Source organism: Ferrimonas kyonanensis DSM 18153, assembly GCF_000425405.1.
Lineage (GTDB): Bacteria > Pseudomonadota > Gammaproteobacteria > Enterobacterales > Shewanellaceae > Ferrimonas > Ferrimonas kyonanensis.
In genome coordinates this window covers 97473-123813 of the sequence record NZ_AUDJ01000015.1, presented here as the reverse complement: position 1 = coordinate 123813, position 26341 = coordinate 97473, and the positions used below count along the sequence as shown (strand labels likewise).

Annotated in this window: 26 protein-coding genes and 1 riboswitch; of the genes, 11 read left to right on the top strand and 15 right to left on the bottom strand. The window is 54.6% G+C overall.

The window, feature by feature from the left end; all coding sequences use genetic code 11:
• Window positions 1-81: 81 nt before the first annotated feature.
• From H598_RS0107405 to H598_RS0107375, 7 genes are all read right to left on the bottom strand, one after another.
• A complete protein-coding gene (locus H598_RS0107405; RefSeq protein WP_169629233.1) occupies window positions 82-873 on the bottom strand; it encodes an ABC transporter substrate-binding protein in 792 nt (263 codons plus the stop codon).
• A complete protein-coding gene (locus H598_RS23630) occupies window positions 824-1561 on the bottom strand; it encodes an ABC transporter ATP-binding protein (RefSeq protein ID WP_051252551.1) in 738 nt (245 codons plus the stop codon). The genes H598_RS0107405 and H598_RS23630 overlap by 50 nt, the downstream gene beginning before the upstream one ends.
• Complete coding sequence (locus tag H598_RS0107395; RefSeq protein ID WP_028112457.1) at window positions 1554-2504, bottom strand: FecCD family ABC transporter permease; 951 nt, start codon at window positions 2502-2504, stop codon at window positions 1554-1556. The genes H598_RS23630 and H598_RS0107395 overlap by 8 nt, the downstream gene beginning before the upstream one ends.
• Window positions 2501-3250 carry an ABC transporter permease gene (locus tag H598_RS0107390; RefSeq protein WP_035415640.1) on the bottom strand — a complete coding sequence of 250 codons (750 nt, stop codon included), beginning with the start codon at window positions 3248-3250 and terminating at the stop codon, window positions 2501-2503. The genes H598_RS0107395 and H598_RS0107390 overlap by 4 nt, the downstream gene beginning before the upstream one ends.
• Entirely contained in the window at window positions 3243-4109 is an 867-nt protein-coding gene (locus tag H598_RS0107385) for an ABC transporter ATP-binding protein (RefSeq protein WP_035415639.1), read from the bottom strand. The genes H598_RS0107390 and H598_RS0107385 overlap by 8 nt, the downstream gene beginning before the upstream one ends.
• Window positions 4110-4156: 47 nt before the next feature.
• Window positions 4157-5128 carry a sirohydrochlorin cobaltochelatase gene (locus H598_RS0107380; protein WP_028112454.1) on the bottom strand — a complete coding sequence of 324 codons (972 nt, stop codon included), beginning with the start codon at window positions 5126-5128 and terminating at the stop codon, window positions 4157-4159.
• Between the two features lie 161 nt (window positions 5129-5289).
• A riboswitch (cobalamin riboswitch) is annotated at window positions 5290-5487 on the bottom strand.
• A 101-nt stretch (window positions 5488-5588) separates the two neighbouring features.
• Window positions 5589-6020, bottom strand: coding sequence for a hypothetical protein (locus H598_RS0107375; RefSeq protein WP_028112453.1), 432 nt, complete (start codon window positions 6018-6020; stop codon window positions 5589-5591).
• A 399-nt stretch (window positions 6021-6419) separates the two neighbouring features.
• Between H598_RS0107375 and H598_RS0107370 the strand changes: the two genes are divergently transcribed.
• The 10 genes from H598_RS0107370 to H598_RS26430 all read left to right on the top strand — a co-directional run bounded on the left by H598_RS0107370 (window position 6420) and on the right by H598_RS26430 (window position 15522).
• Window positions 6420-7634 carry an NnrS family protein gene (locus H598_RS0107370; RefSeq protein WP_028112452.1) on the top strand — a complete coding sequence of 405 codons (1215 nt, stop codon included), beginning with the start codon at window positions 6420-6422 and terminating at the stop codon, window positions 7632-7634.
• Between the two features lie 81 nt (window positions 7635-7715).
• Window positions 7716-9095, top strand: a complete 1380-nt coding sequence (locus tag H598_RS0107365) for an ammonia-forming cytochrome c nitrite reductase subunit c552 (protein WP_035415637.1) — start codon at window positions 7716-7718, stop codon at window positions 9093-9095.
• A 777-nt stretch (window positions 9096-9872) separates the two neighbouring features.
• Window positions 9873-10325 carry a hypothetical protein gene (locus tag H598_RS26450; RefSeq protein ID WP_156896965.1) on the top strand — a complete coding sequence of 151 codons (453 nt, stop codon included), beginning with the start codon at window positions 9873-9875 and terminating at the stop codon, window positions 10323-10325.
• A gap of 24 nt (window positions 10326-10349) precedes the next feature.
• Window positions 10350-10634 (top strand): hypothetical protein, encoded by a 285-nt coding sequence (locus tag H598_RS26445; protein ID WP_156896964.1) that lies wholly within the window; start codon window positions 10350-10352, stop codon window positions 10632-10634.
• Between the two features lie 531 nt (window positions 10635-11165).
• A complete protein-coding gene (locus H598_RS26440; protein WP_156896963.1) occupies window positions 11166-11774 on the top strand; it encodes a hypothetical protein in 609 nt (202 codons plus the stop codon).
• Between the two features lie 179 nt (window positions 11775-11953).
• Window positions 11954-12331, top strand: coding sequence for a hypothetical protein (locus H598_RS26435; protein ID WP_156896962.1), 378 nt, complete (start codon window positions 11954-11956; stop codon window positions 12329-12331).
• Between the two features lie 159 nt (window positions 12332-12490).
• Window positions 12491-13486 carry a tetratricopeptide repeat protein gene (locus tag H598_RS0107360; RefSeq protein ID WP_028112450.1) on the top strand — a complete coding sequence of 332 codons (996 nt, stop codon included), beginning with the start codon at window positions 12491-12493 and terminating at the stop codon, window positions 13484-13486.
• Window positions 13487-13535: 49 nt separating this feature from the next.
• Window positions 13536-13973, top strand: a complete 438-nt coding sequence (locus tag H598_RS25945; RefSeq protein ID WP_084144368.1) for a T6SS immunity protein Tdi1 domain-containing protein — start codon at window positions 13536-13538, stop codon at window positions 13971-13973.
• Window positions 13974-14113: 140 nt separating this feature from the next.
• Window positions 14114-14602: a hypothetical protein gene (locus tag H598_RS0107355; protein ID WP_028112449.1), complete on the top strand. Its 489-nt coding sequence runs from the start codon at window positions 14114-14116 to the stop codon at window positions 14600-14602.
• A 206-nt stretch (window positions 14603-14808) separates the two neighbouring features.
• Window positions 14809-15522, top strand: coding sequence for a hypothetical protein (locus tag H598_RS26430; RefSeq protein ID WP_156896961.1), 714 nt, complete (start codon window positions 14809-14811; stop codon window positions 15520-15522).
• Window positions 15523-16367: 845 nt separating this feature from the next.
• On the opposite strand, the gene H598_RS0107350 is transcribed toward H598_RS26430, so the two are convergent.
• Both H598_RS0107350 and H598_RS0107345 read right to left on the bottom strand, forming a co-directional pair.
• Window positions 16368-17531 carry a BamA/TamA family outer membrane protein gene (locus H598_RS0107350; RefSeq protein ID WP_028112448.1) on the bottom strand — a complete coding sequence of 388 codons (1164 nt, stop codon included), beginning with the start codon at window positions 17529-17531 and terminating at the stop codon, window positions 16368-16370.
• 3 nt (window positions 17532-17534) lie between these two features.
• Window positions 17535-18419 (bottom strand): hypothetical protein, encoded by an 885-nt coding sequence (locus H598_RS0107345; RefSeq protein WP_051252548.1) that lies wholly within the window; start codon window positions 18417-18419, stop codon window positions 17535-17537.
• A gap of 215 nt (window positions 18420-18634) precedes the next feature.
• On the opposite strand from H598_RS0107345, the gene H598_RS0107340 reads away from it, so the two are divergent.
• Window positions 18635-19909, top strand: coding sequence for a DUF4056 domain-containing protein (locus tag H598_RS0107340; protein ID WP_035415634.1), 1275 nt, complete (start codon window positions 18635-18637; stop codon window positions 19907-19909).
• Here the strand turns inward: H598_RS0107340 and cobD are convergent.
• The 6 genes from cobD to H598_RS0107310 are packed head-to-tail and all read right to left on the bottom strand — an operon-like array spanning window position 19906 to window position 26338.
• Window positions 19906-20910, bottom strand: coding sequence for a threonine-phosphate decarboxylase CobD (gene cobD, locus H598_RS0107335; RefSeq protein ID WP_028112445.1), 1005 nt, complete (start codon window positions 20908-20910; stop codon window positions 19906-19908). The two genes, H598_RS0107340 and cobD, sit on opposite strands and share 4 nt — an antisense overlap.
• Window positions 20907-21833, bottom strand: coding sequence for an adenosylcobinamide-phosphate synthase CbiB (gene cbiB / locus H598_RS0107330; RefSeq protein ID WP_245595573.1), 927 nt, complete (start codon window positions 21831-21833; stop codon window positions 20907-20909). The genes cobD and cbiB overlap by 4 nt, the downstream gene beginning before the upstream one ends.
• Window positions 21827-22801, bottom strand: a complete 975-nt coding sequence (locus H598_RS0107325; protein WP_028112443.1) for a TIM barrel protein — start codon at window positions 22799-22801, stop codon at window positions 21827-21829. The genes cbiB and H598_RS0107325 overlap by 7 nt, the downstream gene beginning before the upstream one ends.
• Complete coding sequence (gene cobS, locus H598_RS0107320; protein WP_028112442.1) at window positions 22798-23559, bottom strand: adenosylcobinamide-GDP ribazoletransferase; 762 nt, start codon at window positions 23557-23559, stop codon at window positions 22798-22800. The genes H598_RS0107325 and cobS overlap by 4 nt, the downstream gene beginning before the upstream one ends.
• Window positions 23559-24875 carry a cobyrinic acid a,c-diamide synthase CobB gene (locus H598_RS0107315; protein WP_028112441.1) on the bottom strand — a complete coding sequence of 439 codons (1317 nt, stop codon included), beginning with the start codon at window positions 24873-24875 and terminating at the stop codon, window positions 23559-23561. The genes cobS and H598_RS0107315 overlap by 1 nt, the downstream gene beginning before the upstream one ends.
• Window positions 24872-26338, bottom strand: a complete 1467-nt coding sequence (locus tag H598_RS0107310; RefSeq protein ID WP_028112440.1) for a cobyric acid synthase — start codon at window positions 26336-26338, stop codon at window positions 24872-24874. Before H598_RS0107310 ends, H598_RS0107315 begins: the two co-directional genes overlap by 4 nt.
• Between the last annotated feature and the right edge of the window lie 3 nt (window positions 26339-26341).

Here is a 26341-nt window from a genome sequence, read left to right as displayed (position 1 = left end):
CACTGTGGAAAGTTGAAGTGTTTGTGAGCACAAGTCATCAATGTGACCTTGGTCCGCCACTTCACTTAAATACCTTTTAAATCAACGGTTATCTCCTTGATGCAAAAAGACCTGATTCAGGTCCAGGGCCACGGAAAATGAATCGCCATTGGCGCGGGAGAAGCGCAGCTGATCCACCTTGATCGCCTCGGCATTGAGATGACGGTAGTGGGGACGACGCAGCGGCGGCGTCGGCGACGGGTTCATCGGCCCCTGTTGGTACAGGTAGTAATCCGGCTGGCTCATCAATACCCCTTCAACATTGAACTTCACCAGCTTGCGAGTCGACGGGGTCACCAGCTCGCCTCCGGCGGCAGCGACAATGTCGGCGGCGATGTTGCCCTGCCCGGCCAGAGTCAGCGGCATTTCGGTCACCTCGTAGACCACCTTGGGCCGGTCGGACAACGGCTGCAGCCGCAAACGCAGCTGTTGCAGTTCTTCGGCCACCGCCTCGGCCTGTGGCTGGCAGTCCAGCGCCGTTCCCAGCCGCGCCAGCTCAGTCAAAACCCCATCCAGAGTCACCGGCTGGTACCAAAACACCTCGGCCCCCACCAGGCGGGCCATTTCGGCGCTGAAAAAACGCTCACTGGCCACCACGATCAGATCCGGATCGAGGGATTTAATCAGCTCGAGATTGGGCTTGATGTGACTGCCAACCTGCAGCGCCTCGGGAAAGTCGTCGTTGGAGCGGGTCACGCCCACCACTTTATGGGCCTGCCCCAGTCGCTGGAACAGATCCCCGGCCGCCGGAGCCAACAACACCACTCTGTCGTAGGCGGCGGCCTTAGCAGCAAAAACGAAAGCTATCAGTACCCACAGAGACCGATACATCATAAACCTCGGATAACAGTTGTGGCGTGACCTGATGGCGCTGCACGTCGTGCAGCAGTCGCCCCGCCTTAAAAAACAGAAAACGATCAAAATGCGCATGAGCCAGGTTGATGTCGTGCACCGAGGTCACCACGGTGGCCTCCAGTTGCGCCAGGTGGCCGAAAATCTGCAGCGTATGACGCACATCCAGGCTGGAGTTCGGCTCATCCAAATAGACGATGGGGGTGGCCTGGTTCAGCACCCGGGCCATCATCACCCGCCGCTGTTCGCCTCCAGACAGTTCGCCATAGCTGCGATCCTGGTATCTCAGCACATCCAGCAAGGCCAGCAGTTCCCGAGTCTGGCGCCGGTCCTCATCGCTGTACTGACCGCCCTTGAGGTGAGCAAAACGCCCCATCAGGGCCACTTCGGCCACGGTGAAAGGAAACGCAATGTCTGAAAACTGCGACAACAGGGAAAACAGCCGCGATCGCTGTGGAAACCCCAGTTGCGCCAAAGACTGGTTGCCGTACTTTATGTCGCCACTCGCGGGCGTCAGCAGCCCGGTCAGCAAGCCCAGCAAGGTACTCTTGCCGCAGCCGTTCTCGCCCATCAATGCCACTTTTTCCCCCGGTGCAATCAGCAGCTGATCGACCTTGAGGGAAAACGCATCGCGCTGGTAGACCAACTGATCCACTCGTATCTCAGCCATTCCACAAACTTCCTCTGCGAGTGTGAAGCAAATAAAAGAAGAAGCCGCCACCGAGCACCGCGGTAATGATCCCCACCGGCAACTCCGCACCTCCCGGGATCACCACTCGGGAGACCGCATCGGACACCACCAACAGGCCACTGCCCATCACGGCGGAATAGAACAGGTTACTGCGCATGTCACTGCCAAACAGGCTGCGTGCCACGTGAGGCACAATCAGGCCCACGAAGCCGATGATGCCGGAAAAGCTCACCGCTACCGCCACCAACAGGGTCGACAGCACAAAGGCACTGGCCCTAAGCCGCTGCACATTGACCCCCAGGCTCTGGGCCGAGGCCTCATCCAGAGCCAGCAAGTTCAGGGCCACCGCCCGTCGGCTTAAGAACAGATAGGTCAACGCCAGCAGGCCGGCACACAGGGCCAACCTGTCCCAGCTAACCAGGAAGATGCCGCCCATCAGCCAGTAGACAATGGCGTTTAAAGAGTCTTCGAAGTAATACTTGGCGAAACTGATCACCGCCGAGGCGATGATGTTCATCACCACCCCGGCCAGAATCATGGTCACCGGGTTGATGCGGCCCCGGTGCTGGGACATGCGGTACACCAGCACCAGCCCCGCCATGCCGGTGGCAAAGGCGCACACCGACACCCAATAACCGGGCACGCCCAGGGCGATGGCCAGCACCGCCCCCAGCGCCGACGACGACGCCGCGCCGGTGGTAAAGCTGTCCGCCAGCGGATTTTTCAGGGTCAGCTGATAGACGCTGCCGCTGATCCCAAGCATGGCGCCAATCAACGCCGCAAACAGCACCCTGGGCAGCCTCAGTTCGGTAAGAATATCCCGCTGCAGCGGCGACAACGACCAGGGCTCCAGCCACTGCGGGCCCGCCAGCATCGCCACCGCGCCCGCCAGCACCAGGGCAACAACGGCCAGACTCCTCATGGTTCCAGCCTGTTAAGGGTGCGCAGGGCCAGCCCCAGCAAAATCAGGTTCAACACCACCATCATCAGCAGCGACAGTTGGCTTAATGGCTGACCCAACAAGGCCGATCGCAGCAGTTCGGCGCTATAGGTCAGCGGCGAGGCCATCGCCAGCCCCTGAATCACCCAGGGCATCTGTTCCACCGGGAAAAAGGTGCCGGACAGAAACATCATCGGCGTGATCACAAAGGCGGTCATCGACGCCTGATCGCGGTGGTTTTTCATCTTCAGCGCCACGATAAAACCAATCAGAGAAAACGCCATCAGGTGCAAAGGCAACACCAGCCACAGCGCCGGGCCAAAGTTGAGGCCGACACCACACAGGAGTGCGTACAAGGCGATGATCGCCACTGGGATCAAGCCGCGAGTCATGCCGTACATCACTTCACCGGCGACGATCTGCCAGCGCTGATTGGGCGCCAGCAGAAACTCTTCAAAGATCTTCAGGTAGAAACGGCTGATGTTGATCTCGGTGGCGATGTTGTAGCTCTGATTCATGCTGGCCATCGCCAGCAGCCCCGGCAGCAGGAAGGTGAGGTAATCGACGCCGTTGACCTGGGTGTCGTTGCCGACCCCAAAGCCGAAGGCCATCAAATACAGAAACGGCGGTACCGCGGCCGCCAACACCACCCGCAGCAGTTTTTTCCGTAGCACCAGGGTCTCGCGATAATAGATGCCGGTGATGGTACTCAGGGACGCCTTAGCCATGGTTCACCAACCTGGTTCCGGTCATCTGTAAGAAGGCGTCTTCCAGGCTGGTTTCCCGAATCACTGCCGCCTCCTCAATCTGCGCCAATCTGGCCAACGCCAGAGACCGGCTGTCGAAGAATTCCTGTTTCGGCTCTGTGGTTCCCGTCTCCACCACATAGGCTCCTAATGCTTGTTTCAGCGACTGACAACTGCCATCGGCAATGACTCGCCCCTGTTCGATGAACACCACCCGCGACGCCAGTCGCTCCGCCTCTTCGAGGTAGTGAGTGGTCAGAAAGATGGTGCAGCCCTGCTGCTGATTGATTTTGCCGAGAAACGACCACATGGTGCGGCGACTGTGGGGGTCAAGGCCCACGGTCGGCTCATCCAGAAACAGAATCTTGGGTTTGTGCATCAGCGCCCGGGCGATCACCAACCGCCGCTTCATGCCACCGGACAACTTCTCTGCCGGTGTGGTCCGGTGCGCTTCCAGGCCGGCAAACACCAGGCTGTCTTCGATGGCTTGAGTCAGCTCTGCGCCGCGCATCTGATACAGCAGGCCGTGTACCCGCAAGTTCTCTTCTGGAGTCAGTTCCCGATCGATGTTGTTGTGCTGGGGCACCAGGCCAATCAGCTTTTTCAGCGCCAGTCGATTGGGATGATAGGCTTCGCCCTGATAATGGATCTCGCCGTCATCCGGAGTTAACAGGCCGGTTAGCATCTTGATCAGAGTGGTTTTTCCGGCGCCATTAGGGCCGAGAAAAGCGCAAATTTCACCGGCCTTAAGTTCAAAGCTGATGTCGGCGACCGCCTGACGGGCCCCAAAGGCTCGCTTCAGGCCCCGCCCCTGCAGGACGACCTGCGTCGATTGAGTCATTGTTATCGCTTACCTCAAAAACACGGGGCGCATCGGCGCCCCGATTGTTACTTCAGAACAATGCCTGCCGCAGCGGCAGCGTCATTGAGGTGAGTGAGGTAACGCTGGCGAACCTGAGGGTTGTTGCCCAGTCCCGACAGAACCGGCTCCACCTCCATGCCCAGCTGTTGCAGCTGAATCTTCCAGGAGTCCGGCTCATCACCTGCCATGTCGTTGCTGGCGTGATCGCCGGCCACCACCATCAGCGGACGCAGTTGTACCTTGGTCACCCCATCCTGCTGCAGCCTGGCGCTTAAGCGATCGAAATCCGGATGGCCCTCTACCAAGCCCACGTACACCGGCACATCGGGGTAGTGCTGATTCATCAACTCATCCAGCTCGTAGTACAAACCGGTTGAGAGGTGATCGTTGCCGTGGCCCATGTACACCAGCGCGGCGCCACTCTTGCGAGCCTGCTCCACGTCGGCGGCCAGGGCCAGTGTCAGGGCCTCGAGGTCATGGCGATATTCCTGCTGCGCCCCCCAGGTGCCCATCAAGGGGCGGCCAACGGCAATACGCTGGAACGGTTTCCACTTGGCCTTGAGGGTGTCGATGCCAGCCAGGGCGTCGGTGTAGGCCAACAGATCGGTGAACTCTTCGCCGTGAGTCAGCAGTGTGGTCTGCACCACGATGTCGCGATAGCCGTCGTTTTGCAGATCCGCCAGGGTACCCAGCACGTTTTTCACCTGGTACAGCTCCGCCGGAATGTCGGGGTGGGCCGCCTGATAGGCCTGATCGCCCTGGCGCTGGTGCCAACGCTTGCGAATGATGTTGGAGGTAAAGGCAAAGCGAACCGGGGTGTCGGGGTACGCCTGTTGAACGTCCTGCTGAATCTGAAGCAGCGAGTCCACGGCCGAATCGTAGGTGGTGCCAAACGCGGCCAATACAATGGCGGAAGGTTCAGGTTGCACAGGCGCAGGCGCCGCTGCCAGATGGGTACTTAATACCGTTGCCGCCAAGGCGGCAGAAAGGCGTTTCATAGGTCAACATTCCATGGGTGCCAAACAGGCACTCTGGACGGCCAAAGTCCGTAACTGCTTTGCTGGTTCTGTCGTTTTTGGGTTGCCCAAAAGCGCCCGGTCTCATCCAGGATGAAACGGGTTAATACGACATCAATGAGTTCGGGTAGGCCCGCCCGAATTCCAGCACGTCAGCTTAGGCAGGTCTCCTGACTCCTGACTGTCGCTCCGCCGGCCTTCCCAGCTTTCGCCAGTGGCATAGACATTGGAGCACTACCCTGGGTAGCGTCAGTTACAGTTGCGGGTACAGTCCGGGCATTTCACCCGGTTCCCTCACCAATCGTGGTGGCCTCTCAGCACCGTAAGCTGGAGCCAGTGTATACGCACAGTATTCGGGAAACACTGTGGAAAGTTGAAGTGAATTGAACGCGTTACTCACTCTGTGATCCAGCGCTAATTTGCTTGAATCGTTACTTTTTTCTTAAAGCCGTATCAGGGCGTAACTGCGAATCGCCTTCTCCAGATCGGCAAAGTCGTTGATCTGCTCTGAGACCACCAACAGCGGCCGATGCATGGCATCCTCCACCACCACGGTCTGCGACACCGCGTCGTAGCGGGCGTCTTCGACCTCCTGCCACAGGTGGCGGGTATAGTTGCCGTCGCTGCCGGTAATGGTGAAACCGACCCGATCGATCTGAATCTCACTGTCGAGAAACGGCATCAAGCGTAGGATGTGGTAGCTCATCTTCATGCAGCCGGCACTGATGGCCAGGCAGAACAGAAACAGCCCCCAGTGGGAACTGTCTACCCAAAATGGAAAGGCAAAGGTCAATAATCCGGCACCGGCGAGCAGCGGCAACTCCAGTTGAGTGCGGTTTTTTACCTCATTCGGATGGCAAAAGATGTGGGTCATGATCCGTATCCCTGTCAGCGCGAGAGCCCCAAAAAGAACGGCGCCGTCCGGCGCGGTTCGCTAACTACAAATCAACTACTTAAATAAGAGTACAACATTTAACCAAAATGTCACAACTCGATTGGCAGCGACCAGAATGTGGCCATAGGCCCACCGCATCAGTCAGTAAAAAACCCTCACGACAGAGGGCTTTACCTACTTAGGAGTAGCCCGGTCGTGACTCGGATCACAGCGCGATGGATAGGCGCTACTATTGCTTGTGTATACCAGAGTAATTCACTAAGGTTTAAACCATCATATTGAATGCAACTTATGAGCCGTTCGAGTTAGCGCTGAACACCGTCTCATCAGGTTGCATTCACTATGGACCTGCAACGGCAACCCTGTGAGATCGAGCGCATGCTGAACATTGACGACCCCAACCACATCGAGACCACCCCTGCCCTGTTACGACTGGGATTCCGGCCGCTGTTTCTCGGCGGTGCCGCCGTCGCCTGTATTCTGATCCCAATCTGGCTGCTGGCCTGGTACAGCCCCCAGAACTCGCCGGTACTGACCAACGCCTTCTTCAGCCCGGTAATCCCCATCTGGTGGCACCCCCATGAGATGCTGTTCGGCTTTGCCATGGCCATCGTCGCCGGTTTCCTGTTAACCGCGGTACAGAACTGGACCAATCAACCTGGCCTTAAGGGCATGCCGCTGGCCGTGGTGGTGGCCTGCTGGCTCAGCGCCCGCATTCTGCTGCTGTTGCCGATGGCAATTCCACTGTGGCTGCCAGCGCTGGCGGACACCGCGTTCCTGCTGCTGACCGCCGCCAAACTGGCCCACAGCATCATTAAGGTAAAACAGTGGCGCAACGTGGCGTTCCCGGTGCTGCTGACCATCGCCGCCGCTGCCAACCTGTTCAGCTACTACGCCCTGGCCCAGCGCGACATGGTGACCGCCTCCACCCTGTGGCAGGCCATGATCTGGTGGATGGCACTGATGATCAGTTTCGTCGGTGGCCGGGTGGTGCCGTTTTTCACCGCCCTCCGACTCAAAGTGGACAAGGCCCAGCCTCTGGCGTGGCTCGACTGGCCGGTGTTTATTGGCCTGGCGCTGATCGCCGTCAACTCGGTGGCCCATGTGATCAGCGGCGCAGCCCTGTCGCTGCTGCTGGGCGCCACCGGTCTGCTGCAACTGGTGCGCCAGGCACGCTGGTCGGCCCACAAAACCGCCAAAGAGCCGCTGCTGTGGTCCTTGCACTTAAGCTACCTGTGCATCGCCCTGGCGCTTATCGGCATGGCGCTGTTTCCCAATGATCCCCACGCCGAACGGCAACTGCTGCACCTGGTGGGTGTCGGCGCCATCGGCGGCATGTGCCTGGCGATGATCTCCCGGGTCACGCTGGGCCATACCGGCCGCAACATCTACCAGGGCCCGTGGATGTCACCGGCGTTTGCCGCCATTATTGTCGCTGCCGTGGTCCGCGCCCTGTTCCCCATTCTCTGGCCCCAGTCCACCCAGTTATGGCACTGGCTGGCCGGCAGCCTGTGGAGCTTCGCCTTTGGCTTGTTCCTGTGGCATTACACCGCCTTCCTGTGTCGCCCTCGACTCGACGGACGCCCGGGATAGCCTGCCAGCGGCCCGCTTTGAATGCGGGCCGCCGACTTTGTTTTTATACTGAACCCAAGACCCATAATGAGAATCGGCACCATGCTCACACCCAAACCCCTGGCCGCGCTGGCCCTGTCTTCGCTGCTACTGAGCGCCTGCTCCCCTGCCCCCGAGGTACAGGGTAATAAAAAGTGGCAAGACAGCGCCCCACTGCAATACCAGTCCTGGCTGACTACAGAAGAAACCGTCGAGCGGGAAGACATGCTGGAGCAGCGTCCGCAGATGGTCGTCTTGTGGGCCGGCAGTGCCTACGCCAAGGAGTTCCATAGCCCCCGCGGCCACCGCTTTGCCATCAGCGACGTCAGCAACACCCTGCGCACCGGCGTGGCACCGGCTTCGGCCGATGAAAAGGGCATGTCGGCCAGCTGCTGGACCTGTAAAGGCCCGGACGTGCCGAGGATGATGAACGAGATGGGTGAACTGGCGTTTGCCGGCAGCAACTTTACCGATCTCGGCCCGGAGATGGCCAACACCATCGGCTGCGCCGACTGCCACCAGGAAGGCACCAATGCCCTGACCCTGACCCGGCCTCACGCCCAAAAGGCCATGGCCAAGGTGAGCCTGCCGTTCGATGAACAGAACAGCAACATGCAGGGCGCCCAGACCTGTGGCCAATGTCACGTGACCTATTACTTCCAGCCGGAATCGAGCAATCGGGTCAACATTCCGTGGATCTTCGGCAGCAGCGCCGACGAGATTGAGCGCTACTACGACACCCGCCGCTACTACGAGTGGCTGCACCCGATTTCGCGCACGCCAATGCTCAAAGCCCGTCACCCGGAGTTTGAACACTGGAGCCGCAGCCAGCACGCCAAGCAAGGGGTCACCTGCGTGACCTGCCACATGCCACAAAAGCAAACCGAAGACGGCCAGGCTTACAGCGAACACAACGTCGGCGGAGCACTGGACAACTTCGATCTGAGCTGCGTGGCCTGCCACGACAGCAAAGCCGAGCTAACCCAGGCCCTGGCTGACAACAAGGCCGCCATCGATGCCCTGCGCACCGAGATTGAACTGATGCTGGTCAAGGCCCACTACGAAGCCAAGGCCGCCTGGGATGCCGGTGCCGAGTGGTACTTTATGGATGAGCCGCTGATGGCCATTCGTCACGCCCAGTGGCGCTGGGATTTCGCCATGGCTTCCCACGGCATCCATGCCCACAACCCCGAGGAAGCAATGGCGCTGCTGACCGAGGCCAAGGCTCAGGCCGAACTGGCGCGCACTCAACTGGCCGAGGTGCTGACCCAGCTGGAAGTGACCGAAGTGGCCTACCCGGATCTGTCCAGCAAAGCAGCGGCCCAGGCGGCGGTGAAGTTGGACATGGAAGCGCTGAAATCAGAGAAGGCCAAGTTCATCAACGAACAGGTGTCCAAGCATTGGCCGGAAGCCGCCATGCGAGCCCTGAAGTACGAACACTAACCCACCGCTGAGTTTCAACCAACCCTTACCATCCGGGCCCTGTTTCAGGGCCCGGATTTTTTGTGCTGCTACCTGGGTTTAAGAAAGCCAACGGCTGCTTGGGCTAAGGGTAAAGTAACGCCGAAGCCCCAAAATAAAGCATGAGCTCCCCCGCCACTACCAAGATGCCATACCAAGGCTGCTCAGAGTCATCAGATCTAAGTTCTACCGAAGACGAAGCTTCACACTCTCCCGTTGCCACTCCCTCCGAGGCCCCTGAATAACCAAGAGTCCGGCTGTTGCATGTTGACCAATAAACGCCGAGACGCCAATTACAGTCATCAGTGACAACAAAATCCTCCACACTGTGACCTGTCCCCTAGAAAACACCAACAGCAGAGGTGTACCGTAATAACCCCGTTAAATCAGTAAGATGCAACCAATGATGCTGTAACGAGTGGGCGCAATGGCTCATCAATGGCGGAGCTTGGCTGAAATTTGACACATTAAAAAATTAAATCAATAAAAATCAGCAACATAGAGGTTTGCACCTACTAACACAGGCAATGCAGCAGCATAGTGTAGAGATGCACGAAGCTACATGACTCCGCATTTGTCAGTGCCTAACCGGTTGTTCGAGATTGTTGACCTGAAGGCAAAGAGGCAGCTTTGGTTTTCATAAGAAAAACACTAGCGACAGGCCGGGCCCTCTGCACGTCCAAGATAAGCGACAAGGATCCTTGGCAGGAAAGACCTCACATTGGCCGCACTATAGGTTGTTAAGTGGTAGATGAAGTTATGAAGAAATTTCTAGCATTAATCATGAGTTTTTTAAGTTTCGCTCCTTCTCATGCTGACACATCTAATTTCGTATCCTATCAAGATACTAAACCGGTACTTAAAAAACTCAGTTTAGGCCAAATGCCATACGAATTTTTTGGCCTTACAAGTAACGGTGTGGATTGTGTATATTTTGTTTTCGAAAATGGAATTTATTCTCTAGAATTCGAAGTGATGGTCGAACCACAGAAACACGTTGCTGAGAAGTTTAAGGAATGGGCGTCTATAAATGGTTTGCATGTTTCACAAACAACCTATGGGAACCAACCACAATACACCTCAACTTCAACAGCACCTGTTTACAGAGTTATTCTTGGCGGAAACTTAGAAGAAACATATAGATTTGGACTGTCCTTCTATCATTTTGCTTTTGGTTATGAAGAGAGCAAACTGTTTGAGTTGGTACCGTAAATTAATTTAACAAGGATAGAAATAATGGATCATGAAATAAAACCCTCTTTCAAAATCGCAACCCGTATTTGGTGGAACATCACTTGGAAAACGATTTTATTTAGCCTCCCATTTTCATTTGTTGGTGGCATAGCTGGCGCAATGATTGGTACGATTGTAAGTGGTGGAAACGATAATTTAGCAAATCTAATAGGTTCAATCTCATCTGCAATAGCAGTAATACCCATTGCGATTTTAGTCATTAGCTCGAGCCTCAACGAATCATATGGTAAATACAGGGTTTCTTTAACCGAAACAAACAGTTATTAAAAACTCACACCAACCTTATCAGTAAGCCACTGATTCACAAAGACCACAATATTGGTGTCTCTATATCCATTAACCACAAAATACAGATCTAAAGGTATTATAGTTATGAGACGTTACCAGAAATTCAGGTTCGCATTAATTTTTCAGGTAGCTCTGACAGTTTTATTCAATATTGCACCACATCTATTAGAAAGTTTAAATACTCTGCTTTGGATAGTCGGTTTCTGCAACGGAATTTATATATTCATAATGATATTCAACTATTTCTGCCCTAGGTGTAAAAAAAATCAGGTCATGAAAGGATTGTATAGCTACTCTTTGCCCTCCGAGCGTTGTTGGAACTGCAAAGAAAAGATCGATTAGATGGTTACTCGATACCGATTAACAAGACACACACGCCAACTGGCAAACTACTGATTTACAAAGACCATAAGATGGGTGTCTTTGTAAATCTTGTAAATCCTTCATAAGATGGGTATCTCCGTAGCCTTTAATTAAATATCAGCGAAGCCAAACGGATGAAAATAAACAATGCATGAAAATAACTGCTTTAATTGTGGGGCACCATTACCATTTGCAATACATAGTAATGAAGTAAAGTGCACAACTTGCACAAAGATAAACTCTATCTCTGAAAATAATAAGAAAAAGTCAACAAAAAATAGAGTTGATAACAAGCCCCAAAATAGTAAGAATAAGTCGTTAGTCAGGAAGGTTTTTGACGGAGCCATCACTTCCATTTGTGTAGTATATTTTATTTTCTTTATCTCTGGAAAGTTAGGATATGATCTTAAAGAGTATTTTCATTTTTCTGTAGCATTTCCTCAAAAGGTTGAAATATCAAAATCTGATATACATAATTTTTCACTTGATGGAGTCAATGAACTGCTGAGACAGTTCCAAAGCCAGATAATTAGCCAGAGATGGCTTGATAGAGCATCAAGTAGATCACAGCTTAATGCTCAACAAATTAGAGATTGTCTAGCCACTAATGTTGTTTTAGATGATCACAAAGACGTATGGGTGGTTGAGTTTATATGTCAAACAGATTTTAAATACTCATCTGATAGCATTAAAGTCACTAAAGAGATTAAAAATCGATTTGAGACGTTCGTAAAGTCTAACAAATCAATCAAATAGGTTATGAAGGTAACCCGCTTTCTGGAAAAGACAATGACCTTAATGTTGCATCAAGAGTTTCTGATGATTAACGGGATAACTATGACAACTGTATCAGTAATTCACTAATTTACAGCAATTAGAAAGTGAGTATTTCTATAGCCAGAAGTTAGAACCACTAATAATGTTAAGGGATATGAATGACAAAAAAACAAAAATATGCAACGCTAATAATTTATTCAATTATTGCTGGTTTTGGATTCGACCTTATTAACAGTGTACCTGCCGTTGCATCAAATCTTGAGATTGCTGCTGCAATTTACTTGACTTCGTTTATGACAATACTAATTGCCATTTCATCAAGCTTATTCAAGCTGAATTTTAAGACACAATTTATCGGGTTTATTAATCCTGTGCAGCCAGAAAATAGAAATGCTTCAAGAGTTCCTTATGCGATTGCCGTTGGCGCGCTTGTACTATATTTTTCTGGAAACCTAGGAACAATGATTTTATCTACCACCCTTTTCTGTATCGGAGAGCTCCTGTGTATAGAAAATCAAACTTCGGCCTTGCAATAGCGATTAACAATACACCCGCGCTATGCTTATCGGTAAGCTACTGATTTACTAAGATCAAAAGATGGGTGTCTTTGTATCTTTTTCAGGCTTAGTACGAATTCGCACTAATACACTGTTATAAGCCACTTGAAATTTGGCGAATTAAAAGGACATTATTTTATGAGAAGTTTATTTTTTCTCTTTGCTTTACTTGGATTACCTGCGGTAGCTGACGTTGTAGAAGAGGAAAAAATAGAGTTAGCTAGATCTATATTCTATGGTTCAGATGTTTTGGATTTAGCAGAACACTCTAATGCTATGACTCAAATGATCTTAACGCGAAAGCCGCACTGGGAAAAACACAAAGAAGTAATATCAGCGCGTGTATCAAAGTTATTGTCTTCAAGTTCATATCAAAGAAAGGTAGCTGCAATAGTCGCGAAAAATTTTTCCGGCGATGAACTACTTCAACTGGCAGAAATTATGAAAAGTCCAGTAATGGCAAAATGGAATAAAAGGATGCCTGAATTTTGGCCACAAATCACAATGGTAACTACAGATCATGTTATGCCTATAGTCGATGAATTGGCGAAAGAAATACTGGAAATAGAGAGCCGAAATACCACTAGTAATCAAGAACCAAGTGAGTTTGAAAAGTTGGTTAAAAGTGGAAACTGTCCGGCAGTCAAATCGTTGGCTGACGAAGCGATAAGAAGCAATAATAGAGATGTTGAAGCTTTATATTTCAAAGGCTATTGCTTAATGAACGAGCAAAACTACACAAAAGCGCGGGAGTTATTTTTAGCGGTCTACGAACAAAACCCAAATTTTAGACGAGTTAACTACAATTTAGCACAGATATATTTAAATGAAAACGATCTTATGTCAGCTATAAAACATGCTACGTTGGATTCAAAAAACTATCCTTCTGATTCAGATAGTTTTTCATTATTGGCTATCGCCCATGGGTATAATGGGAATAAAAACGAAAGTTTAAAATACTTTGATGAATCTCTGAGGTTGAACCCGAAAAACATGAGAAGTTTGTATGAATTAGCGTTACTTTATTTAAGGAACGGTGAAAAGCAAGAGTCATGTAAGGTGTTTCAAAGTGCTGAAATTCACAATCCCAATATCGCAAAATCTGCTGCAAAAAAAGATGCATGTGGCTTATAATCAGGCGTTTAAAAACTCGGACACCGTAATGCTTTCTCTGGAAATTTAGATGACTTTAAATGATTTAACTGTAAATTTCAGTCACCTTGATAGAAATACTATATTATGTGATTGGGAGTGGTTATTAGATGGTGAGTATTTGCCTGTTTTGTTGTCAGCGTCTGGCGATGCCTTTGTACAACATATACGAAATGATCAAGTTTGGTGGTTAGATACTGGTGGGGCTGAATTTTCACAGGTAGCAGAATCGCCTGAAGAGTTTAACGAACTTCTGTCAGATAAAAAATTTGTTGTTGAATATTTTGCTGTTCAATTGATTGGGGATTTGATCCAATCAGGTAAAAGACTATCTAGTGGTCAAATATATAGCTTAACTAAACCTTGGTTGTTAGGTGGTGAATATGAGCTTAGTAATCTTGAACCAACAGATATCGAAGTTCACTTGTCTTTGAGTGGGCAGATTGCACAAAAAGTTGTTGGGACTTAAAGCTAACAAGGTCTTTTAAACGGTTCATGATCATCAGGATCAACAAAAACAGTTGGCTTTGTTTCGTACCTCAACAAGTGTAACTAACTATTTTTCCGCTTAAGGCGGGGTTACACCCCAAGCTCCTGAAAGACCGCAATGTGGAGTGCGCTGCCCGTCACTTCGTGGTGATGCTGTTTGCAGGTAACGATACGATTGGTGGAACAGTTAATATGATGGAATTTAAATTTCTAAAAAACTTTTTATATCTCTCTTATTGGAACTTGTATACGGATATGCTTAAAAAATGTGAAGATGAAGGTTGTCACATTTTCCCTTTTAGCGCCATGTCAGTGATGGTCTTTGCCTTCCTTAGCGGGCTCTGCCACTTATTAGAGATCTTTTCTGGTTATTTCTTGCCCATAAGTTTCGACTTTAGATTGATTATGTTTTTAACAATTGGAGCTATTTCGGCGTACTTTATTTTTGTTAAAAATGATAAATTTAAGCTTGCAAAAGTAATTTTGGCGGGTCTCGAACATATGGACCAAGAGGAAATTTGTGCACGTTGTGGCCTAATGGTTGTCGCTCTTGGTATGTCTCCGGGTGTCCTCGTTTTGATTGTTCTTTTTTTCTTTCATACGAGGTGAAGTGGTTGAACTTAATGGCTGCCCCTGATTGCTCTCCACTTTATTGAGTCGATGACCATCTCCAGGAGAAGTGAAGGCATCTCAATATAAGCCCAATCAAGACACCCATGCTAACAGCATCGGTAAGCTACTCATCTTTGTAGACATGAAGTATAGATAGTATTCGAGCTGGAGACGACTATCTATTTAATTATCGGATAAAAAAATTGAAGATCAACTGTATAGTAAGAGAAGAACTTGAGAGCTTTGTATTTTTACACGGAATTTCTGTTCTATTTATTTTAGGTAGTACTCTCATATCCTCCTCAACATACAGAAGAGAGTGGCTGATTGTAACCGCTCTTGTAATTATTTCAACATCACTCACATGGTTTTATTTTAAGACTTCAAAAAGTCTTGATGTTAGATACCTCCTTTGCCGCAGCATCATAACCTGCTTTACATTAATTTCAATGGCACTTGCTCTGTCTGACATATGGCTAACAGGGGGTAATAGTAACTGGTGGTTGGCATTGGTGCTTCTACTCTCGTTTCTTGGACCAACAATAGGTATTCTTGCTAGGATTTACGAACCATCTGCAAATTTTGAAACATGCTTAAAAAGAGGCCGATTTACTTTGCAGACGTGCAAGTTCAATCCATCAGCCCATTATGGCAATGCGACTAAAAACAACCCTGTTTTAAGGGCTCTTGGAATGAGCGAAGACGTTGAGAGCAATCGACTTAGTATATTGGTTAAAAAAAATTCTGTATATTCGGCGCTAGGAGCTCTATTTTTTGGTTCTTTACGCTCAATAGGTAATCCAGGCTTTTTTGAGGCTTTGTTGCTAGCATTAGGGATATTCTGTGGTGGCTACCTATATTTTTACATTTATGTGGCTGACTTATATTTTTGTGCCAAAGCAAGCCGAACAGCATAAGTTCTATTGATCAATGACTAATGAAGGCACCCTCAACAATAAGTTATTGACTTACATAGACCTCTTAAAGTGTGCGCCTTTCTGTTCTTTGATTAACCAGGAAGACTAAATCTTCGATTATGTGTAAATTAAGTAATGCTACAATTCATAAAATTAGTGATCGCTCTATTTCTTCGTTTTGTATTTTATGCACCTCTATGGATTTACTGTAATAATAATGAGAGAAAGTCTCCCTCAGAGGTTATAGTGGATATTAGTTATGGCTCTGGACCTAGGCCTGTTCTAATCATGACTCCGCTTTGGGCTATGTCTTGGATAACAGGCGGGAATTTAAATTTAATGATTGCCCTTCTAGTCTTGTTTATGGGGTTAATACTTTCTTTGTTGTATTTGAGTGTTTTTTGTTGTGAATGGCTGAATGAAAATCTAGAAAAAACTCTATATTTGGCTCATCGATACCGGAGGAAATGTTACTAAAAGTAGAGCACAAATGTTTTTAATAGTAACTGTACAGGCTATTATCGCAGGTGGAGTGCTATTACTCTCAATTGTCCTTCATTTTGGTTAATGGCGTATTGCTAGGGGCTTTTCACTTAAACCACAACTCGACAGAGGACAGTCCCCGACTAACTCGCTGCCCTTGATATGACTGGCTCTGGTGGAAGCCAGAAGAAGAACAGCCAGCGCGGGGTAGTATTGTCGATGTGGCTCGGGGCATCACAAGCTTCTTTGATTCTGATTTTCCCCAAGTGCTACGTCGCTGAACGACTCCTTTGTGGCGGTAAGAGTCATTGACTCTTACCGCACAAGTGGGGATTTTTCTTAACCACCAGTAACGACTTTGGCTAGAACGCTTCGTTAACCGAGAAGTAGAAACCGCCGTCGCCGTTGCCAAAGCCCATGTCCAGGCGCACGTTCACCCGTGGCTTCACCTCAAACCGATAGCCGACGCCGACACTGTGCAACCACTTGTCGTCCCCCAACTGGGAGATGGAGTCGGATACCGTCCCCAACCCGGCCCACACCACCATGCCGTGGCGGCCTCGCAGGTGCTGACGCCACTCCGCCTGGCCCAGGGTCATCTGTTTGCCCCGGTACTGGCCCTCTTCATAACCCCGGAGCCGATGGCTTCCGCCCAGGTGGCTGAGCTGATCCCAGGGCACATCGCCGCTGCTGAACTCCGCCAGCCATTGCCAGGCCAGTACCGCATCCAGTTGCGTCAGCGACAGGTAGTCGTTGTAGGTCAGGCTGTATTTCTCAAAGTCCTGATCCGATCCCAGTGCTTTGCTGAATACCGCCACATCCGCCTGCAGCAAATGCCCTTCACTGGCGTTGAGGACAAAATCGCGGCTGTCATGAACCAGATGCAGGGTCACGCCGGAGCTAACGATGGTGTCGGCGAAAAATGCCGGCCCACCGCCAGACTCGTAGGCCCCATCCAGATCCCGGGCTTTGGCCCTGGACAGCTCATAGCCCACGCCGACGTAGGTCGCCGGTGCCACCCGCATCAGAAACTGCGGGGTGATCCCCAGGGCATTACGTTCAAAATCGGTTAACTGCGACTCATCGCGGCCGGCATCGATGCCGGTGCCGTAGAAGATGTCTGGCGACGAGGTGAATTCACCCTCGATGTAGAGGCGGTAACGATCATCGTCGAAAAACGACTTGTTGCGCACCTGCACGCCATAGGCGCCATTAACCGAGCCAAAACCGTTGATGGTAATGGAGCTGGGCTGAATGTTGCTGCTTACGTCGTCGGCCTGGTACAGACCCACCGCCGAGATGCCAATACCAAACGACTTCTCCGGGGTGTAGAACGGCCCCGGCAACAGGCTCCAGTCGATGCCATCGTGGGGATCGTAGGCGCCATCGGCTCCCAACTCCTCCAAGACCCGATCCATCCACAGCGACGCCCGCTGCACCAGGCCGGTTTCGGCCTCACTATTTTCTGCAGCCGTTACTGCAGGGGCGGCCAGCAAGCAGGCCACCCCAATCCATGCTGATTTCATCAATTAGAATCGCCGTGATACAGAGGCAAAGTAGGTTTCGCGGTCGCCAAAGCCAATCTCGCCCAATAACTCCCACTCACCGCGCCAGGAGTACATGGCACCAACCACGCCATTCCAGCGTGAAGTGCCCTTCTGAGAGACTTTAAACTTGCCATCGCCGGCGATGGCCGCCACCTCAGGCAGCAGATCCGAGATGTTGCCGGATAACTCCTGATCCATGGCCATGTACATGCCACCAATGAAGGCGCGCATCTCGCTGCCACGGGCCAGTTCCCAGCGATAGCCCACCCGTGGAGCACCGGTAAAGGTACCGATCTCACCGTCAAGGGCACTGAGGCTGGTGTAGGTGTAATTCATGTCGACCAGGGCAAACCAGTTGCCAATTCCCCCGGCCAGGGTGGTGCCGATGCCGTAGGAGCCGCCGTTCAGTTCCAGGGCAAACGGGGCGCCCTGAACCGCCGGGCCGACGGCATCGATGGCGGCGCACAGCAACTTGTCACCCACGCCGCTGACTTTACTGGCGTCGCACCCCAGAGATTCGATGGTTGCCACCGAATCGCCATCGGTGTAGCCGATGATGCCGTACAGGTTCCAGAACGGGAACACCCACAGGTCGCCGCGTACGGTCACGTTGTAGCCATCGAAGTTGGCATTGGGAGCATCGACGCTCACCGCTTCCAGCAGATCGGTGCCGGTCAGACTGATGCTGTTCACCTCTACCGGGTTGCTGAGATCCATGTAGGACAACGACAAGCCGTAGGGTTTGGGGATGGTGTAGCCCCGAGCCCGGGCCTCGTCACCCCAGATGGGAAACAGCGAGCCCTGCTCTTCGGCGATGGCCGCCCCGCTCAGGGACGCCAGCAAAACGGTGGTGATAAAACGCGTCATATACATTCTCTGTAACAGATGGTGCACCGATTGATTCAAGGTGAGATACGTTTTGCCCTTGCAGTGATGTGGGCTACTCTCTAACATCCTAAGCTCTCACGCTTAGTGTGTATTTTCAATCGTGTAAAGCATGTGAAAACCGCTGATTGTAGCCATCGATCCCGGTTCAACCCAGAGATATCATCAATTAATTTGTTGGAATTCGTTTCAGAACCATGACTCTGTGCCGCCTTATTGTCGTCCCCAAGCTGACCTTACTGCTGGTCGGTCTAACGCTGCTGCTGAGCGCCTGCACCACCCAGTGGCAGGGACACCCGAGACCCGATGCCAATACCATCGCCCGCGCCCTCGGCCACCCTGGCGATGAGATTCAGCTGTGGGATCTGCCCAGCGACAGCATGCCGGATTTTCCCCTGCCCAAAAGCCTGCGCCCCTGCTGCGCCTTTGGCAACATGCAGAAGGTCAAGGTCGGTGCCCTGCCGATCCCGTTGTACCGGCTCGGCAACACCGTCGATGTTAACGATGTCGGCCCGCACACCTACGACGGCGGCATGCTTGGTTTTACCCGCTCCAGCGTCAGTGCCACCCGTCATGCGGGTACCGAGAACAACGGCATTGTCTACACCAAGCGCGGTGGCTTCATCGATTTGGCCCACGTACGCGACACCGCCGACGACACCATGGGTTTGTTTTTCCCGATCTTTAAACACCTGGGCCAGCAGCAGGTGATTGAGCTAGACGGTGAGATTGGCCGCCGTTACGTTCGTCTGCACGCGTTCGACGCCTCCAATCTGAGCAACCATCAGCGTTGGCAGCTGGCCGCCGCCCTCGCCGCCCGACTGGCCTACTTCAAGGCCGAGTCCCACGAAATCGCCCAGTGGCGGGGCTACGCCAGTCTGGCCAGCTGGCCGGAAACCGTATCCGCCTACAGCCCGGAAGATCTGTACTCCAACATGCTGGGCGCCAAGCTGTCGCTGGCACTGATCCAATCCAAGCTGGTGCTCAACAGCCAGCTGTACGATCAGAGCATGACGGTGTGGCTGGAAGAGGCACTGAAATGGCTCGGCGGGGTCAGTGCCAAAGAAACCAATGCCCTGTTTGATGTGGTCGACGGCCACTGGTGGGATTCCAGCCGCGCCATTCCGGAAAAATACCTGGTGCTGAAACGCCACTACCTGATGGGCGACGCCCAGCAGCCGCACCGGGTGCCAGTGGCCCTGGCCCGCAGTCACTCACAATGGCCGGCGCTGGCGGCGATGTACGTCGGCCAGCCACAGAGCCAGCCGCTGTCTCTGGCCAGCACTCTGTTTGGGTTGTCTTTGGATGAGATTGGCGAACTGCGGCTGGAGGTCGACCCGGCCTATCAGGCCAGCTTTGCCCACTTGCCTGAAACCCTGTGGCAACAGGGCTTCAGTCATCGCCAGTTTGGGGCGATCGCCGCGGCCGACGAGCGCCTGGATCAGGCAGAACTGGCGGAATTGGGTCACTAACTCAGGGTCAGCAGCGCCTCTTGCAGGCGCTGCCACTGTTCGGCACTGGCGGGCAAACCGACCCGCAAGCCGTCCTTTTCATCGGTCAGGCGCACCAGAATGCCCTGCTGACACAGTTGCCGGTGCCACTGCTCGGCGCGATCGCAGAGCAGGGTCTGAAACAGCGGCGTGCCAGACAGGGTACCCGGCAACGACGACAGCATCGCCGCCAGTCGCAGCGCCGCCCGCTCCAGCCGTGCCCGTTGAGACTGTTGCCAGGCCCGATCCGCCAGCGCCTGGCGGCAGGCTTCTCGCGACGGTCCGGCCACGGTCCACGGGCCCAGCAGATCCGTCAGCGCGGTCAGCACTTGCTGTTCTGCCAGCACAAACCCGGCGCGAATGCCCGCCAAACCAAAGAACTTACCAATGGATCGCAGCACCACCAGGTTCGGCTGCGGGCACCAATGGCTGATGGACTCCTTAGGGTCGACATCGGCGAACGCTTCATCCACCACCAGGGTGCCGCCCTGCTCGGCCAGCTGTCGGTGCCACTGCATCAGCCGCATCGACGACACTCGATAACCGGTGGGATTATTGGGGTTGATCACCACCAGCGCCTGCACCTGAGCCAGCATTGCCGAGTCGGGCTCTTTGTCGTACAGCTCCGGGCGCCAACCGGCGCGAAGCCAGGCTTTCTGATGCTCCTTGTAGCCGACTCGGGGCAAGGCCACCACCGGCTCTGACGGCAACGCATTAAGGGTTTTCAGCACTCTGGGCAGCGCCTGAATTGCCGCCTGCGAACCGGCCACCGGCAGCAGCGACTGACAATCGTAATAACTGCGGGCCACCCGCTCCAAACCATCTTCCTCCTCTGGCAGCCGGTTCCACTGCTCCAGAGGAATGGGCTCCAGAGGGTAGGTCCAGGGGCTGACGCCGGTGGACAAGTCCAGCCACTGAGATCGCTCAATGCCAAATTCGGCCACCGCCTGTCTCAGACGACCACCATGGTGCAATGCGCTCATAAGGCGCCCTCCACTGCAACTGCTAACAAAATCAGGGCACCCGCCCACAGCACGGCGCCCCGGTTCACCAAGGCCACCGCCTGGTCGATGGCACGCCAATCCGCCTGCGGCCCCTGGCCCAGTAACGGCTTGTCGCACTGGTAACCCTCGTACTCGGCGCTGCCGCCAATGGTCACGCCCAGGGCGCCAGCGCCACTGGCCATCACTGGCCCGCCGTTGGGGCTGGCACATTGGCGCCCCTGCTGCCAGGCGCAGCGTAGCGCCGTGGCCAGCCGTCCCTGACCGGCGCCCTGAATGGCGTAGGTCATCACGCACAGCCGCGCTGGCAGGTAGTTAAGCAGATCATCCCAGCGAGCCGCCGCCCAGCCAAATTGACGGTACTTGGCGTTTTTATAACCCCAGCGGGCATCCAAGGTATTGGCTATGCGGTAGATAATGGCGCCCGGCGCCCCTGCCACCATATACCAGAACAGGGTACCAAACACGGCGTCATTGCCATTTTCTAACATCGACTCCACCGTGGCACTGACCACCTGGACCTCCGTTAACGACTGAGTCTTGCGGCTAACGATGTAGCCAACCCGCTCTCTGGCCAGCGAAAGATCCCGCTGTTTTAATGCCACCGCCACCGCCTGGCCATGCTCGCCGAGGCTGCGGCCACCGAGGCACAGGTACAACACCACCGCCTCGACCCACCAGGACCAGGGCAAGGCCATCAATAACAGTGCCGGCAGTGTCAGCACCGCCAGCGCCACTGCGCCGCGCCAGCGTCGATCGCCATACAGTTTCTGCTCTGCCAGAGTAATAAGGCGTCCCAAACCGATTAATGGATGAAACCGCGTCGGCTCGCCAAGGAGGCGATCCAGCAGCAGTGCCAGGCACACCACCAGTGCCACTTGCCAGCAGTCGGCCGCCATCAACATGAGATCACCAAGGCCTGCTGTTGCTCACAGGCTCGTTGCCACTGTTCCAGCGAGTCCTGCGCCAGTTCGTGCACCAGGTGCTCGGGCTCGATGGCCGCCAGCAGCGGCCGCAGATCGGTTTCGGTAAACGGATGGTGACCGTCTATCTGTGTTACGTGTTTCAATGCTCGCTCCAGTCGATACCAGAAATCGGGGCAGCCCTGATACGGGTCGGTCTGAGTCTTGGCCGCCTCAATGTAGGCGCCATTGAGGCTGCAATTCAGGTGCAGGGTATGAATCTCGTCAGTCAGATCCAGCGATTTTAACCGCTGCTGCAAGAACGCCACGCCCTCCTGCTCGCTGCGCAGGCCGGTATGGGTAGCCATCATGTGGCCGGCATCAAAGCACAGGCCGCAATTGTCGTAATTGACCCACTGACGCAGGGTGTCGTACTCCTCGCGGCTGTCGAGACGAAAGCTGCCGGGCCACCACAGGTTTTCAAACAGCAACCGTCCGGAAAAATGACTCTGGGCCAGGGCGGCGTTGATCAGCTCGGCACACACCTTGAGGGTGTCGCGCCAGTGCCAGGGAAACTGCTGACTGAACAGGTTGTCCATGTCACAGGTGACTGGATGAAACACCACGTAAGGGGCCCCCAGATCGGCGGCCAGGTTCAGCTGGTGCACATAGATGGCCACCAGATGCTCGGGATCGCGACTGCCGTAGAAATGCTCCACGGTTTGCCAATCGTCAAACATGGCCAGCAGCGCAGTCGTATTCTGCTGCCAGAACGGGGTCAGAATCGGGAAAAACGTCAGGTGCAGCCCCCCTACCAGATCCATGGGCACCTGGCTGGCCTCAAACTGACCATGGGGCGCGATCTCGTAGCCATCCAGCCCCGCCGCCTGCAGCCACTGCCGGGCATGAGACCAGTCTTGTAGCAGGTGTCCGGGGGCCGGATTGACGGTCACATTCAGCAGTTGCTTCATAGGTAGCCCTGGTTGAACATCGCCACCAGTACCAGCAGGGTCATCAGCTCCACCACCTGCTCGGTGGCGCCGAGGGTATCGCCGGTGTAGCCCTGAATGTGACGGTTCATGTTCCACACCATGAAGGCGAAGGCGGCGCTCCAGGCCAGCAGCAACACCGCCGCCGCCTCGTAAGGCAGCGCCAACAGAGGCGCCGCGCCGCAGATCATCAGCGTCAGCTGGGCCAGGTAGCCCGGGGCGCGATCCCGCTGCGGCGTTTTGCTGTTGCCGTCATCCCGGGCATAGGGCAGCAAGACCGGCACCAGACCGGCCACGGCTCGGCCACCAGCGTGGCAGATCACCAGTGCCAGCATCGCCAGCCCCAGTGGCAGCGTCGATAACGCCACCGCCTTGATGGCAAAGGCCGCCACCAGGGCCAGTACGCCGTAGGTGCCGATCTGGCTGTCTTTCATGATTTCAAGTTTGCGCTGTCGCAGCCAGTGACCGCCAAAGCCATCGCACCAATCCGCCAGTCCATCCTCATGGAAGGCGCCGGTCAGTCGCAGCACCAGCACCAAGGTCAGAACCACCGCCAACGGCTGACCAAGATAAGGTTCAAGCAGCCACAGACACCCGGCCGCCAGCGCGCCAATCAACAGGCCGACCAAGGCAAACCAACGAGCCGCCCGGGCGACGCTGTCGCCATCGAACGGCACCCAGGCCGGCATCGGCAGGCGGGTCAGAAACCCCAGGGCGGTCAGAATCAATTTTGGCTGCATTAGGACTCCTTGTTGGCATCAAACCAGCGCGCCACCAGCGCCGGGGCACTGGCAAAGTACCAGTGAACGTAGGAGGCCACCACTCGGCGGTGACTGTATACCGGCTCTCCGACTCGAACCCGGCCGCTCTGCACCGCCTCGGTGACCGGAGTCAGGCGAATGTCGCTGCTGGAGTAATGGAAACAGTGGCCCTTGATCTGAGATTGATCCAGCTCGGCGGTCAGGATGCCGATCCCCTGCAGTCGTGACTGCATGGCCGCGGTCCCCGGCAGCGCCCCCACCATGGTATGGCTCTGTCCCTCAATATCGATCAGCTGTTCCAGCAGGTACAGCATGCCGCCGCACTCGGCCACCAGCGGTTTATTGGCCTCGACGTGGTCGCGAATCTGCTGCAACAAGGTGGCATTGGCGCCCAGAGCGCCGGTGTGCAGCTCCGGATAGCCTCCCGGCAAATACAGGCTGTCACAACTCGGCAGCGCGTCCCCGGCCAGGGGCGAGAATGTCACCACCTCGGCCCCAAGTTGCGTCAGCAAAGACAGGTTGTCGTGATAGACAAAGGCAAAGGCGGCATCCTGGGCCACGGCGATGCGTTGCCCAGCCAGGGGCCGCCCCAGTGTCTGTAGCGCCGCGTCTGCGGGAGCCGGCTGAAACGCCACCGGCTTTGGCAGCGGCATGTCGCAGCTTTGACCCAATGTATCGGCGGCGGCATCCAGCCAGGCGTCCAGCTCCGGCAACTCCTCGGCCTGCACCAGCCCCAGATGGCGGTCTGGCAGCGCCAGCGTCTCATCCCGGGGCAACCAGCCACAAAACTCAATGCTGTCCGGCACGCTGTGGCGTAGCAGGGTGGCATGGCCGGCACTGCCCACCTGGTTGGCCACCACCCCAAACAGGGTCACGTCTTCGCGATAGTGGGCCAGGCCACAGGCAATGGCACCAAAGGTCTGGGCCATCTTGGCCGCCGGAATCACCGCCAGCGCCGGCACCCCGAAGGCCACCGCCAGATCGGCGCTGGAGGTGGTGCCATCGAACATCCCCATCACTCCCTCGATCAGGATAAGGTCCGCCTCCTGGGCGGCCCGATGAAGATGGCGGCGGCACTGGGTTTCCCCCATCATGCCCAGATCCAGTTGATAGGCGGGCTCGCCGCTGGCCACCTCATGAAACTTGGGGTCGATAAAATCCGGGCCGGTCTTAAACACCCGTACCCGTTTGCCGCGATTGCGCCAGTAACGGGCCATGGCCGCCACCACCGTGGTTTTACCGCTGTCGCTGGCCGGTGCGGTCACCAGCAACGCCGGGCAATGAGCCACCGTCATGAGCGCCACCCCGCCACCGGGGCAAACAGGGTATCCAGATCCAGGTGCGCTTCCAGGGCATCGGCCAGGCGATCGATGCCCTGCTCCCGCAGTGCCGCCATGTCCTGAGCCTTGGCATGGGGCGCCTCCAGGCCCGCCCAGCGCAGCAACAGATTGCAGGCCTGGGGCTGATCAAACACGCCATGGAGGTAACCGCCCAGCACCTGACCATCGGTCGAGCAGGCGCCATCGGCGCTGCCATCCAGTTCAAACGGTTGTTGACCGCTGACCTCGGTATGGCCGGCATGAATCTCATAGCCTTCCACTGCGGCGGTTTCCCCCAGCAGAGTCAGTTGTCCCCGAACCCGGGTCAACTGCTTGGCGCTGGCCAGTGTAGTGCGGGTCGCCAGGTACCCTAAGCCCTCACTGCTGCCGGGCTGGCCTTCGACCCCCAGGGGATCGTCGATGCTCTGGCCCAACATCTGATAGCCGCCACAGATGCCAATCACCTTGCCACCAAAGCGCAGGTGACGGGCGATCTGCGCATCCCACCCTTGCTCCCGAAGGGCCTGAAGATCGGCGCGGGTGCTTTTGGAGCCCGGAAGGATGATCAGATCCGCCGGCGGCAACGGCTGGCCGGGACGCACAAACTGCAGGTCCACCTTGGGATGCAGTCGCAGGGCGTCGAAATCGGTGTGATTGCTGATGCGCGGCAGGCCGGGCACCACCACTCGAAACCGGGCGTCCTCATCGGTCTGCTGGACGTTAATGGCGTCTTCCGCCTCCAGGTATAACCCCTTTAAGTAGGGCACCACCCCCAGCACCGGCACGCCGGTCTTCTGTTCCAGCCATTCCAGGCCAGAGTCCAGCAAGCTCGGGTCACCACGAAAGCGGTTGATGATAAAGCCCTTCACCAGGCTTTTTTCCTGTTCCGACAGCAGTTCATAGGTGCCGTACAGGTGGGCAAATACGCCGCCGCGATCGATGTCGGCGACGATCACCACCGGCACATTTGCTGCCAGGGCAAAGCCCATGTTGGCGATGTCGTGCTCGCGCAGATTGATCTCTGCCGGGCTACCGGCGCCTTCCACCAGGCGGGCGTCCGCCTGCTGGCCCAGCTCCTCAAAGGTGTCTACCACCAGTTGCAGCAGCTTGGGCTTAAAATCGTGATAGCCGCGGGCGTCCATGTCGGACAACGCCTTGCCACGTACAATCACCTGGGCGCCGGTATCGGTGTTGGGCTTGAGCAACACCGGGTTCATCAACACGCTGGGCTCGAGCCGACAGGCCTGGGCCTGTACTGCCTGCGCCCGGCCAATTTCGCCGCCCTCTTTGGTCACGGCGCTGTTCAGTGCCATGTTCTGAGGCTTAAAGGGGGCCACCCGCACGCCGCGACGGGCCAACACCCGACACAACCCCGCCACCATCACGCTTTTTCCGGCATCACTGGTGGTGCCCTGAACCATTAACGAATAACTGCTCATCGT